Annotated in this window: 9 protein-coding genes; all 9 read right to left on the bottom strand. The window is 42.4% G+C overall.

Translation table 11 applies throughout. The features are described from left to right. Nucleotides 1-169 precede the first annotated feature (169 nt). The 9 genes from DL92_RS18480 to DL92_RS0106595 all read right to left on the bottom strand — a co-directional run bounded on the left by DL92_RS18480 (nt 170) and on the right by DL92_RS0106595 (nt 13,276). Nucleotides 170-2,530: a DUF2339 domain-containing protein gene (locus DL92_RS18480; protein WP_034468590.1), complete on the bottom strand. Its 2,361-nt coding sequence runs from the start codon at nt 2,528-2,530 to the stop codon at nt 170-172. A gap of 290 nt (nt 2,531-2,820) precedes the next feature. Then, nucleotides 2,821-3,474 (bottom strand): ABC-2 transporter permease, encoded by a 654-nt coding sequence (locus tag DL92_RS0106635; protein WP_026667252.1) that lies wholly within the window; start codon nt 3,472-3,474, stop codon nt 2,821-2,823. A 2-nt stretch (nt 3,475-3,476) separates the two neighbouring features. Then, complete coding sequence (locus DL92_RS0106630; protein ID WP_026667251.1) at nt 3,477-4,310, bottom strand: ABC transporter ATP-binding protein; 834 nt, start codon at nt 4,308-4,310, stop codon at nt 3,477-3,479. Between the two features lie 12 nt (nt 4,311-4,322). Continuing rightward, the gene (locus DL92_RS0106625; protein ID WP_026667250.1) at nt 4,323-4,694 is read right to left on the bottom strand and encodes a GntR family transcriptional regulator; all 372 of its coding nucleotides are present in this window, start codon (nt 4,692-4,694) and stop codon (nt 4,323-4,325) included. Nucleotides 4,695-5,232: 538 nt separating this feature from the next. Next, entirely contained in the window at nt 5,233-5,796 is a 564-nt protein-coding gene (locus tag DL92_RS20145; protein WP_051625246.1) for a SprT-like domain-containing protein, read from the bottom strand. Between the two features lie 476 nt (nt 5,797-6,272). Continuing rightward, nucleotides 6,273-7,460 (bottom strand): hypothetical protein, encoded by a 1,188-nt coding sequence (locus tag DL92_RS0106610; protein ID WP_026656902.1) that lies wholly within the window; start codon nt 7,458-7,460, stop codon nt 6,273-6,275. Between the two features lie 3 nt (nt 7,461-7,463). Further along, nucleotides 7,464-8,318, bottom strand: coding sequence for a hypothetical protein (locus tag DL92_RS0106605; protein ID WP_026667249.1), 855 nt, complete (start codon nt 8,316-8,318; stop codon nt 7,464-7,466). Between the two features lie 18 nt (nt 8,319-8,336). Continuing rightward, a complete protein-coding gene (locus DL92_RS0106600; protein WP_026656899.1) occupies nt 8,337-9,635 on the bottom strand; it encodes a DUF5716 family protein in 1,299 nt (432 codons plus the stop codon). A 14-nt stretch (nt 9,636-9,649) separates the two neighbouring features. Beyond that, nucleotides 9,650-13,276, bottom strand: coding sequence for a DUF5717 family protein (locus tag DL92_RS0106595; RefSeq protein WP_155841056.1), 3,627 nt, complete (start codon nt 13,274-13,276; stop codon nt 9,650-9,652). Nucleotides 13,277-13,342 lie beyond the last annotated feature (66 nt).

Raw genomic sequence — 13,342 nt, 5'->3', positions numbered from 1 at the left:
CTTTACTCGCTTCTCATCTGTACGGTGCCTAAATTGAAATACGCACCGTACACTTTACTCGCTTCTCATCTGTACGGTGCACTATAATACTCGGCCTCCTTGCCAACGTTTTTCCCCATATTCACATGACTTTTTTCAGATTTCCCACTAAAAAGTCATCTTCACTTTACTACTGGCCTTGCTTTTCGAAATGGTTGTAGAGTGCGCTGATTGCAAAGCACAGTATTCCACTGATGAGGAAACTTATTGCACGTCCTATAGTGTTTTCGTAAGTAATATCAATCATGATAAACTTAACAACGCATATCATAGACAGAACAAGCCCATATATTCGGAGTTCTTTTGCCCCAAAAATCTTGTTGAATCCAATAAATATGCACAGTATCGCAAAGGCCAGAGTTGCAACGCTGATGATATAACCTGCCGCATCATAGGTGATAAGCGAAACTATGAGGATGATGCCAAATTTAATTCCGGCGTACAGTTTTTCAGCACTTTTTCCTGCGAAATGCCTGCGAACGTTGACACAGGCAAGCGCTGTAGTAAAGGCAATATTTATTCCCTGCAAAGCGGCTCCTTCGACCATGTAGATATTGTAAAGTCCCAAAAGTAATCCCGCTGCATTTACACCATCAAGAACCATCAATGCCGTAATATTACTTACGCCCTTATCGTCTCTGTCAAACTTAAGCATCCGCATGAGCATGTTGAAGATTCCCACGGGGATAACCGCACACATAATCCTGAAACCGTCATTACCAAAAGCAGATTTATCTGCAACAGTCCAAAATAAAAGCGCAATACATGCCTGAACATAGAAATACCAAATAAACTTATATTCAAACGACTTTTTGACGACAAAGCCTTCCATTACCAAAACTATGATCGCATATACAAGTTCCACAGCGCAGAATATGATGCTCCACTCGCCAAAATTCTCAAGTAAGGTCATCAGCGCCGCCAATATGATCGCCTGATTTCTAAAAAGAGCATACTCCTTCTTCACACCGTAAACAGCAAGCGGGAGAAGTGCGACAAAAAGAGCTCCGCTGTCAAAAAACTCCTGATATAAAATATATGTACCGATCTCCGCGATTGCAAACCAGGCAGTTATCCAAAAGCTCTTAAAGAACGATACCGTTTCGTTCTCTTTTTTGTTTCGCTGCAAAAAGGCTTCTGCTTCCGCAATCGCAGCAACACCAAAGAACGCCATTAGTGCAATCCATTTCGGCATTTCCAGACAGTCTGCAAGTAAAAGAAATGATATATAAAAGACAATCGCACTTGCACTTGCAAAAAATGTCTTATTAGCACTGTTAATAAGCTTCTTTCCGAATAGAAAAGCCGCAAAATATGCTGCACTGATAACTACAATAAGGCCTGCAGAAACGGTTAAAGAAACGCATTTTTCAACATTATGCCCAATCCGTGTTGCAAAATATAAAATTATCGCCAGATTTATACAACTTTGAATCGTTCGCTGCAAATTATCTTTTCTAAAGTTATACTGGAAGGCGCCTCCCATGATCAAAAGATAAACAAGGACAGGCAAGACCAAAGCTCCATCCTTTAAATTCCATGCAAGAAGCGCGGAAATGATATATCCCGCATTTCCGATAACCTGAAAAAGCTTGCTTTCTTTTTTGCCCATGTACAAAATAATTCCGGCCCAGCCAAGCAAAAGGACATACATGGCCACATCGCCGATAGCTTTAAAGTAGATCCTGGTCACAAGTATCGACAGATAGCTACATCCGATTCCGCACGCAAGAAGCGCTGTAAAAAAGGTATTCCCGGGCCTCTTTTGATGCTCATAAAATGCAAATCCCGTAAGCGCAATGCTCACTGTGAACATCAGACCAATTTTGATCACGTCATTGAGATATGGAATAATGAGGCTTGCGAACAGGATAAGCGCTATGAAGATGAGTACACTTGCAAACACCCCCATCAAATGCTTACCTATCCACGACTCCGCAGAGTTTTTATTTGCATTATTAATATTGCGAAATGCGGACTGAGGATTCTGTTGATACGCAGGGTTTAATTGCTGCAGATTCTGCTGATATGCGGCGTTAAATTGTTGCCTGTTCTGCTGATATGCTGGATTGAATTGCTGTCGGTTCTGTTGGTTTGCAGTGCTGAATTGCTGCAGGTTCTGCATAGGCTGATTTATAGCCTGTCCCATGCTCTGCTGTCCATTCATAGATTGAGCCGGTGCCACGCCTTGCTGCATAGGGCGATATTGCGACTGCATTCCCTGTGGTTGCTGCATGTTTGGCTGTGGCTGTTGCATGTTTGGCTGCATCTGCGGCTGTGATTGCATAGGCGACTGCATTTGCGCCTGTGGTTGTTGCATATTTGCTTGCTGCATGTTCGACTGTATCTGTGCCTGCATTTGTTGCAACTTTTTCTGCTCTTCTTTTATATCTACAACAGCATGTGTGGCTCTCGACAAGCCAAGTTGAATCTGACCGACCTGGTACTTTATCGATTCAAGTTCCCTCTCCAATTCTTCTATCTGTCCCATACACTTAACTCCTCCGTTTTGCCAAAAAGTATCATTAAAAAGCGTTTCGCTCGCGAAATGGCGACGCGCGAGCGGTATTTCTAAGCAATAAACCGCCTGAAACATTTTTCTTAGTTCCAGGCGGTTAAATAATTCTGACATTTCTATTTTTTTATTCTTAATTATATATGAAGCGGACTCAGATGTACAGCACCTCATGCTATCCCGCTACCGATGCGGTTGCCGCTATCTGCAAGCAAGTAACCTCATGACTGTCTCAGCTTATTTCATCAAAATAGTCATGTTAACGTTCAAAACTCTCTCTTTTCCATGATCTTGTCACTTATAATAATAGATACAACAAGCCCGATGAGTATGACCACGCATGCTGCAATGCCCAAAATTTCAAAGCCAAAAAGATTACCAACTTCCAATATTGCAAGTCCAAAAAGATTACTTAAAATCTCCGTTTTCATTATCACAACGGCGATAATCGTCAAAGTCCCGAAACCCAAAGCCAGTACCAATCGACCTTTTTCAGCACCGAATTTAAGCATCACGGGAATCATTACACTGCAAATAAGAATACATATCGGCATAATAATGATACTATCTAAGAGAATATCCGCTATATTGATCATATTATACTCTTTTATGGAAGAAATTACTTTTACCAGATACGGAACAACCCAGCTCGCCAAAAGAAGAATCCCACAAAGAGCATACTTTGCTCTCGCGTAGTTTTTCCTTGCGTTTGGCATTGTCATCAAAAATACCATCCCATTGTCATGACTGTCGTATGACATCGTCGAAAAAGCCAGTATCATGGCCAGTATTGAAAAATAGTCGATGAAAAAAACAATATTCTTTGTGTAGATCATCGCCACTATCATCAAAAAATATACCATAAAAAAACTTTTTCTCTGCTTAAGTAATATAAAATCCTTTATCAAAAAACTCTTCATAGTCAATTTCCTCCTAAAGTAAGCATGATAATATCATCAATTCTGCTGTTTTCCACTGCTATATTAGGATAATTATCAATATAATACTGCTTTTCATTTGTAAGACAGGTCACACTGAGGCTGTCTTTTCTGCTGACGGTTACATACTGTTTATCAAGTTCTTCAAACTCTTTTTCCGACATCTTGAGAACTCCGTACTGACCAAGGAGTACATCCGTATCCTCATGCAAAATAATTTTTCCATTGTCAATCATGTATATGTCATCGCAAAGCCCCTCAAGATCTGTTGAGATGTGCGAACTGATAAGAATAGACCTCGTAGCGTCCTCCTCGAGATATTGCCTTAGCATATCCATCACTTCATTTCTTGCAAGAACATCAAGTCCCGTAGTAGGCTCATCAAGCACCAGAAGCTTTGCTTTGTGACTTATTGTCAAAAGAACTTTCAGCTTTGCTTTCATACCGCTCGAAAAGTCCTTCAAAAGCTTATCAAAAGGAAGTTCCATCTTTTGGCATAATTCCTTGAATTTATCTTCTTCAAATTCATCGTACATCGCATGCATAATGCATGAAATATCATTGATGTTATAAAGCATGCTCATTCCGGAATCAGAAAAAGCCGCGCCTATGTTCTCCATATTTTTACCTGGAACATCACCCATAACCTTGATGCTACCTGCATCGGGATGTATAAGACCAAGTATAGCCTTTATAGCGGTGCTCTTTCCTGCTCCGTTCTTTCCGATAAGCCCTGTTACCGTTCCTTCCTTGATATCCATTGAAATATCAAGTTCAAAATCCTTATATTTCTTCTTAAGCCCATCTATCTTAATCATCATTTTCTCCTTTTATTCGCCCAGAATTATCTCCAAAATCTCACGAATATCATCATCCTTAAGGCCAAGTGCTCTGGCACGTTCAACCGAAACGGCAAACTCTTCTTCTATCGACTTCTTTCTGGCTTCAACAGCAAGCGCCATATCCGTTCCCGTAACAAAGCTGCCCTTCCCATGCACAGTAACAACAAAGCCTTCCTCCTCAAGTCGGTCATAGGCCTTCTTCACCGTAAGGGCGCTTATCTTAAGCTCATTTGCAAGTTTTCTTACTGACGGAAGCGCATCGCCCTCATTAAGTTCTCCACTTATTATCTGCTGCTTGATATTGTCCATGAGTTGCTCGTATACCGGCACCATAGATGAACCGTTTATCACTATCTGCATGTCTATTTCCTTTCCCGGAGCTTCCCGCCTGCGCAGTGCGGAAACCAAAACTTTCTGCAGTAAGTTTTTTCTCCGTTCATAAACAGTGTATAACAGCATATAACTGTTGTCAACTGTTATATGCTGTTTATCTTTCATGTTAGCAACAATGTAATAGCTAAGCAATCTTTATATAGCAAAAGACAGCCACACCAAATTTAGTGCAACTGCCTTTATATGGCCCACTGCATATGCGAGCATCGAAAAATTTGAAAACTTCCTAAATTGATGCTTTCAACACATAGCCTAGAGTATGTGAAGCATCAAATTTCCGAAAATGTATCAATTATGATGCTTTGAACGCTCATTACTTTCGATTAAAGCATCAAAAAACAGGTATACTCATAATTTTGATGCTTTTTCTATACGTAGAGTATATTTTTAATTTTTAAATTTGTGTTTCTAATACTTCTCACCGGCCTTCAATAACTATAAAATAGCTAACTATTAAACAGCTCTTTTCACAAGTTAAGTATCAAATTCTTCCGGCATCATCATACTAATTGCGGGATTTATCCACATTTATATATGAGGCGACCTCAGATGAACATGAATTCACAGTCTTCCTAGACCAAGCCACCGCTCCGCACTTTGCACAGCCGTAGTGCCGATAGTTTCTTGTAAACTTGCTGTCACGCTTGCGGTAGATTGTGGCGCCACAGCCGCCACAGGTAAATACGTACTTTACAGCCATTTCGGAGACCTTGTAATTCTCGATACCTTTTTCGTAGCCTTCGGTCACTCGTTTGATGTTGTAACCGTAAGCACGATTCATCAGCCCGGCGTACTGCTTCCATCTCCCTGTATGTCGCATACAACCTTTGCAGGTATGAAGAAGCTCATGAATGATTGTTTCCTTGCAGGCTTTTTCTGAAATCCTGTCATCAACAAGAAGTCTCTCCGCAATTTCTATCTCATAACTTCCATCCCGCTTTAACCTGCACAATCCCCACCGAGTCTTAGCTCTTTTATTCACAGACCATGAGGCGATCTTGCCAAGCTCTATTCCCAGACAAGTAATCTCACTAATACACTGCTCTCTTAAAAAAATAAAATTCTTCATACCAATCCATAAAACTCCAAATAACCTATATAAAAAAAACAGCTATATGACTTTTTCGTGCATTTTACTCCAAATAAGTCATGGCATTTCCTTTCACAACGAGGTTTCTTACTGCATTTGTATGACTTTTTATTGCACTTTCTTTAAAAAAGGTCATACCATCTTCCTTCTAAGCGATGGTTTTCACTGCTTTCTCATGACTTTTTTTGCACTTTCTTTAAAAAAGGTCATGCCATCTCCCTTCTAAGCGATGGTCAACGAGGATTTTCGCCGCATTCGCATGACTTTTTCAGCATATAATCATCAAAAAAGTCATATCCCCGCAAAAATAGACCTCCGTCACATACAAAAGGCGCCCACCAAAAAAGACCCCCGTCACATACAAAAAGCTACACCAAAGTCCCCTTCAAAAGCCTTTCAAAAAGCCCCCGCCAAAAGCCACGCCAGAAGCCCGTTCAGGCCCCAGCTCCCAGGCTTCACTCCCTTTCCTCATACTTTGATACCATATCAAGTATTTCCTGAGCGTACTCGGGGTACTGGCGCGCCATGTCTTCGACTTCGTTCTTGGCGTTGCCGGCGACGATGTCCCTGTTGTACTCCATGCGCTTTCTTAGTGACTGGCGGCGCACGTTCAGGCTGTGCCTTATCTCGACCTCTTCATTATGGCTAAGAAGCGCCTCGGCCTGATGAATCCAGATTTCGGGGTCACGCACCCTGAAGTGCCTCAGCATGTAGATAAGGTCCTTCTGATTGGAATCAAGAAGCCTTCTCGCATCATCAATCTTCTCGCGTTCCTTGCGCTCCCTAAGGTACTTGTTGTAGAGCTCCGTAAGTTCCGTTGAACTCATAACCCTGTATTTCATGCGCAGATAATCAAGAAGATTTGTGTTGTTCACGTATCTGACTTTAACCTGATTCTGCAGCATTATAAGCCTTGATATAGACTTCTTCACATTCTTTAGCTCAACCTGTGCATTGGTACTCTGCACATAGAGCACGGTTATCGCTATCGCCGCAAGAAGAATAAGCATCATATAGCCGTAGATAACATTAAGCTTTAACGCAAATTGGAGTATCAAAAGAAAAACTATCATGACCACGAGAACAACTCCCACAGTCACAGTCAGTTTCTTAGAATTTTCAATTGTTTCATTCAGATCGTCTTCTCTGAAAACATATGCTTCATGCTCGGAATCAAGACGCTTAAGATCGTTCTTTATCTTCTTCTGGAAAGTCTCGGCTTCGAGAAGTTTCTCGGATGCTTCCTTTGCATTGTCTTTGAGTCTGTCCATACGTTCAAACTCTTCATCAGTCATCCTGCTCTTTCTCTTGTCAAACTTCTCCTGAAATTCTCTTGCTTCAACAATCTTTCTGGCGCAGTCGTCAATCTCTTTTCTCTGCTCGGGCGGAAGCGCATTGATTTCCTCCATATCACGCAGATGACTCGTGACATCGTTGTACTCAAATTCAAGAGCATCGAGCTCTCTCGCCGCTTCCTCCATCTGCTGAAGGCAGCTTCCTATATATTCTCTTCTCTGAACCGGATCGTTCATATCGAGATCTTTTCTCGTATAAACTATATCACTCCAGTTCTCAAGCTCAGCCTGCTGTTTTTTCCACTCATCGGCTGCGGACTTATGAAAAATCTTGTCCCAAAACCCCATATCCTATCTCCTCGAGCCTACGGTCTTCTCCTTAACCGTCTCTCTGTACTTCGACTTTATGCTCTCAGTGAGCTCGCCTATCTTCTCATAATACTCGTGCATCTTCCCCTCTGCCTTATATACGCCGAGCGTTCCGATCACGTGGTTGTCATCACTTGCGGCATAAAGATCCGAATATTCATCCATCTTCTTCTCAAGTTCCAAAGAAGTTTCGTAAGCCTGCTTATCCTCAGCAACAAACTTCACGTACTCTTCATCCGACATTTTCATGCGAAGCGCCGCAAGGTACTGCATATAAGACTCTTCATTCTTACCGTCTTCATACGCCTTCATAAACAGCTCCGCTGCTCTGTCAAAAAGAAAAAGTCTCGCATACATCACACCTTCGTTGTGCTCGATCCTCGCTCTGATGCTAAGATCGATATCCGGCGTATTCTCAAGCAAAAACTCATATTCCTTAAACGCCATGCTGTATTTCTCGCTCCGCATAAGGAAATCCGCTCTCGCAAGCTTCTTGCTGTAAATATCCATCCCCGCGTTTTCGCGAAGTATGCTCTCCGTCCGCTCAATCTCCTTGCGCGTGTTATATCCGACATAATCAAGGATTGTTCCCGCAAGAGCCGCAACAGAACACTTTTTTGAAGCCATTCCTTTGAGCTCATCAGCAAGTTTCACCAGCGAGCACTCTTTTTCAATCCATTCAAAAAGATCGTCTCCAAAGCTCTCTTCATCGAGCAAAAAGGCGTTCTGAACGATGCAATAGCACAGTTCTTCTATACAGAAGACATTTCTGCCTATCTTTTCCATATGAAACGGCGTTTGCGCGTATGTTCCTATGCACAATATCGGTTTATTCATATCTGCTGCCCACTTTCATTAAAGTTCTATGATCTGTTCCCATGATTTACCGGATGAAGGGAAAAGCTCTCCAAATCCCATATCAAGCACTCTCACGTTCACTTCGCTGACAGAATTCATATTCATAAGAATCTTCAGCCTCGTGGTTCCGGGCGGTCTCTTCTCAAGCCCGTCAAGATACAGCTGCACCATCTTGGGCTTCTTGCCCGTAAGCGGCGTCACCTGGATATTTAGAATTCCGCTCTGATCCATGATAATATCCATTCCCGTCTCAGCTTCGTACCAGTTTATTCCCGCATCAAGAAGTGCGCAATACACTTCTGTTCCGCACTTTAAAAGATTTATTCCAAGATTCGACTTAAGCTTATCTTCGCCAAGAAACACGAACTTTAAGGGCTTTGTGGGTTTGATTCTCTCTCTTGCCGCTATGCTCGCTCCCTTGCTGAACATGTTGTTTCCCTGAAAGACCCTTCTGGTCCTGCACAAAAACTCCAAAGATCTCTTTTGCCACTTCTCCCTGAATCCGTCACCCAAAAGAAATACCGTAGAAATGATCTTCTCACTGCAAACCTTCTGCATAACAGTCAGGAACTCATCGTCAAGCCTCTCGCACATCTTGTGATAAGCCGCGCCCTCCTTAGGGAAGCCCTCTGCAGAAAACTTAAGGTCGTCATACGTACTCTCATCAATCGTCGCTACAACAGGTGTCGTATTATGATTGAGATTCATCTCATACACACGCAAAGTCTCCATATCAAAATCACAGGCAACAACCGTATGATTCATGAGCTCTTCGGGCTGATACAACATATAATTGTAGAAACTTTCCTCGTGGCTCTGGTAAAAAATATTCTCAGTCTTAAACTCAAGTGCCGACGTCACCGCATTGAGAACCTGAATCATCCTGTTATCAAGCGATCTCGTGGTAAACATTATTGCCTCGACATTATCAAGAGAAAGTTCCATTGATAAAAGCGATAAACTTCTTTTTATGAACAGGGTCAAAAGAGCTATCGGATCGTATTCTCCGTCTCCGACAGCCACAGGCTTTCCTTCTCTTGCGGCACTAACAAGGCCGTAAACAGGAATGCCGTCCTGTTCCTCTATGTGACGAACAGCCTCTTTTCCATAGAACCACTGGTTGACGTCATTTTTTTTGCAAAGAACGGTAGGAATGTTATAAAGTTCGGATCCTGCAAGCACCGATAAGGTTTCCGGCATATCCGCATCGGATGCAAGAAAGCTTATCTGTGAGACCTTCTCTCCCAGATCATATCCAAGTACAAAACGTCTTTCCTCAGAATTTCCAAAAAGCATTTTATATCTTCCTCTTACTCTTTACTGTAACTGTTTTCCTGTATCGGTCTAAAAATACCGTTGCAGACAAAGTTCTTGTTCTGATATTCCGCAAGGAGCTTGTCCACTGTATCATAATCCTGCAGTGTCTCTCCTATCATGATATCGTTAATGAGACTGTATCTGCTGTTACTGTCACGCTGATTCTTTGTAATATCACTCTTTTGAATGGTTCCGCTCTCTGTAAGAGCATCCTCATCAGCTTCTTTATCCTCGGTGATATAGTACTGAAGCTGTTCCCCGAAAAAGAGAACAAAGGCGCAGACATATATACCCTCGTACATCTCCTGAAGTTCGATGCTGTGGTACTCATTGTCCTCTTCGCCCGCAAGCCTGTAATGAATATAACAGTGCGTTCCGGGTTCCGTCCTGTACTCAAGCATCGTCTTGTCCGCAAAGTGCGAAAGCTCGGGAACTATCTCCGAATACTCAAGATAGAACGGGAAATATATATTGTTTGCCATAAGACTCTTTATGAAAGTCTTGGCTACATCTTTGTTTACCGATTCTTCGGAGCTCTTTTCCGTAGCATAATATCTAAGATACGCCAGTTTGCACACATCCTGGATTGGAAGCTCCTGAAGTGCCAAAGCCTCTATCCTCTCGAATACATACCTGTCGGTAACGCTTCCGTGTACAAAATAGTCATATGCTCCGAGTGACAAAAACGCCATCTCGATGTCCGCGTTTGCTCCGCTTCGTACATAAGACTTGAAAATATCAATCTTTTCACCGATGTACGATCCGCTGAAAAGCATCTGAACAAGCATCCTCTCGGAAAGAGAATAAGTATCTATTCCGAAAGCCTCCGAAGCCTTCCAGATATCCCTCATCTCTTTAACCGTTCCGGTAAAGTTCTTCTCAAGATACTTAAGAAGCTGCTCGTCATACTTACCGTTTACAAAAGCGTAGTGCGCAATCTCGATTTCTTTTGCCGAGACTCCGAGATCATCCATATCGATAAGCCTGTTGCACATCCTAAGGATTACTTTGGCGTCTATCCCGTACGTTCCGTAAGTACCCATCCACTCAAGCGCGTTATTGCACAAACCTCCGAGGACCATAAGCTCTATGATCTCGTTTCGCTCATGCCCCGTCATGTCTATGGGATTAATCCCCACAAGATACTCCGTAAGCTGTCTCGTAAAATCATTGTCATAATAGAATCTCACAAGACTGCTCTGTATCTCGTTTCTGTATTCCTTCTTTACAAATTCGGATTCCGCAAGGTCTCTGTACCTTCCGACATTCTCCATATCTATGGTATACGCGTTTTTACCGAGGTCGCACAGGAACAGATCAAGATTCTCCCTGCCCTTCTGGATATAAGGAATCGCATAGCCCGAAAGCTTGCCCGGAATCATCATCTTGATGTTTGAATAAGGCACGCTCACCGCATATCTGTTTTCGTCATGATCGACCAAAAGGACCGTATAATCGCTTCCGTAAAGAGGCACAAACGCACGTCCGCCGCTCATCGGATAGCGCATCTCTTTGGCACACTTATCGTAAATGACACAAACTCCGCACATCTGCTGATTGTCGGTCTTGATCTCAGATGTATAAAGAACCGAAAGCACCTTAGACGCATTCGATGCATCAACCATCTGCTTGGTCAAAAGATTCTTATACAGATAGCCAAGGTCTTTGCCCACACGTCCTTTATCAAGCTGAGCCATCAGATATTTCTCGATCTGAGGCACATATGTATCGTAAAGTTCAGGATATTCCTGTCTTCTTTCATGAATATATCTGTAAAGGATCGCATTTTTGTCATACTCAAGAGTGCTCTGATATGAGAAATACATGAGAACCATCTTGCTGATCTCGCAAGGAAGCTGTCCATCCTCTTTTACATAAATGGACATCATGTAGTACTCGTAGAGCCTTGTAATCCTAAGTTCTCTCTCAACGCCCTTTTCATACCACTCAAATGCAAACCTTCCGGTTTCACCGCCCTTTATCAAAAGAGATACGATAGCTTCAAGCACATCGTCGCTCTCCTTAATCTTGTAACAGGCCTTAAGTATTCTAAAGAGTCTCTTGTCGAAGTTCCTTACTCTTGCCGACAAATACACGATCTGATCTATAAGATTGAGGCTTAAGATTTCTTTTTTTGCCCCATATTCAAGAACGCTCAGTTCCTGACTGTCAAGTCTTGCAAGGATGGAAGGCGCCTCATTCAAGATATTCATTCCTTCGAGGTACAGTATCGGACTCATGCAACCGTGTGAAAGCTGCTCTCCGATCATCATCCACTTTCTCTGACCGCTCATCACATGCTCTTCGCTCACATACTGAAGAAGCCACGCTATACGCCAGTTGTCGGGATTTCTCCTAAATATTCCCTCAAGCCTCTCGGAGACGTCATTTATTATCCTGTCCTCTTTGCTGCAAAGAGAAGTCAGATACAGATGATAGCTGTACAGCACATCACCCGGTGCATTCTCAACATCCATGGCAACCTGATCGAGTATCCACTTTCCTTCATTGACTCTGCCCGCAGTAATGTAGTACTGAGCCGTATAAAGTCTGAACTCAATATCTTTATCATCAAGAGCGTTCATCTTGGAAATAATCTTGCCCGTTTCCGAAACCCACACTCTTGAAGTTATTTTTTTGCATCTGAAGCTCTCGTATGTCTTAACGAGCTGAACTACCAGTTTCTTCTTCTCCTGATAAGCGGCGGAAGGATGCTTTCCGGTAAGATTTACCGACACCGTCACAGGAAGCTCCGCCTTGAAAAAGGCATTGTAAAAAACAATCTTTCCGAAATTATTGCCGTTGTGAAGCTTCTCGGTTCTAAGGCGAAGCTTAAGATGGCAGCTGCTTCCGGTAAAATCATCCTCAGTGATCTCGTATTTATCAAGCATGATGAAGTCGCCTTCAATCTGTGCTTTTAGTTTGCTGTATCCCCAGCCGTTTCTTGTTATTAAAATGCCGTTGTCATGCGGAAGCCCCGTATAATCAATGACAAGTTCTTTTTGATCAAGCAAAAAATTCATCGGGCGTTTCTTACTGATCGCAATAAGAAATTCCTCGACGTTCTGCTCATTGCCGGGCACGTAGGAAAGTCCTCTGTAAAGACTCTCGTACTGCTCATCATTTCCCTTGAATATGGAAATAAAGTCACTTGAATAAAAGAGGTCAATCGCCTCTTCCCAGTCAGTCTTTGCAAGGTTTGCAAAATGAAACAGATTCTTGATGTCACCGAGACTTGACGCTATCTGCTCATGTCTCACAGTGACTACGAAAGGAAGAACATACTCTCCCTGATTTGATACTATTCTAAAATTCCCCTGGAGCACATCACCCTGCGATAGTCCAACGGAATTAAATCTATAAGATACTTCATAAGGAGAACCGGAAAAATTCTCTGTGAGCACCTCCATCCTTATCTCGGTGGAGCTAACTTTGCCGGTCACTAATCTTTCTTCAGGTCCAAATATGGTAAAAGAACCTTCGGAAGTCTCACCGGGACTAACCAAAAGTTCAATACGCGGAGTTGAAAAATCTAATTTCTTCTCCGCATACTCATATTTTCCCTGTAAAATTCTCTCAACTATCTCTCTCACGCCGCACCCCATAATACTTTCATCCATTTTAGTATACCACGATAATGCGACGCATTCATTAAAAGATTATCCTGTTTTTATAGTGTTCAATGA

It is taken from the genome of Butyrivibrio sp. AE2005, assembly GCF_000686965.1.
Lineage (GTDB): Bacteria > Bacillota > Clostridia > Lachnospirales > Lachnospiraceae > Butyrivibrio > Butyrivibrio hungatei_A.
The sequence above is the reverse complement of the archived record's forward strand: the minus strand, read 5'-3'. Positions and strand labels throughout refer to the sequence as shown.

Excerpts from the sequence above, each read along its gene's own strand:
- DL92_RS0106605 (WP_026667249.1), bottom strand. The coding sequence starts at position 8,318 with ATGAATAAACCGATATTGTGCATAGGAACATACGCGCAAACGCCGTTT.
- DL92_RS0106600 (WP_026656899.1), bottom strand. The coding sequence starts at position 9,635 with ATGCTTTTTGGAAATTCTGAGGAAAGACGTTTTGTACTTGGATATGAT.
- DL92_RS0106595 (WP_155841056.1), bottom strand. The coding sequence starts at position 13,276 with ATGGATGAAAGTATTATGGGGTGCGGCGTGAGAGAGATAGTTGAGAGA.
- DL92_RS18480 (WP_034468590.1), bottom strand. The coding sequence starts at position 2,530 with ATGGGACAGATAGAAGAATTGGAGAGGGAACTTGAATCGATAAAGTAC.
- DL92_RS0106610 (WP_026656902.1), bottom strand. The coding sequence starts at position 7,460 with ATGGGGTTTTGGGACAAGATTTTTCATAAGTCCGCAGCCGATGAGTGG.
- DL92_RS0106625 (WP_026667250.1), bottom strand. The coding sequence starts at position 4,694 with ATGCAGATAGTGATAAACGGTTCATCTATGGTGCCGGTATACGAGCAA.
- DL92_RS0106635 (WP_026667252.1), bottom strand. The coding sequence starts at position 3,474 with ATGAAGAGTTTTTTGATAAAGGATTTTATATTACTTAAGCAGAGAAAA.
- DL92_RS0106630 (WP_026667251.1), bottom strand. The coding sequence starts at position 4,310 with ATGATTAAGATAGATGGGCTTAAGAAGAAATATAAGGATTTTGAACTT.
- DL92_RS20145 (WP_051625246.1), bottom strand. The coding sequence starts at position 5,796 with ATGAAGAATTTTATTTTTTTAAGAGAGCAGTGTATTAGTGAGATTACT.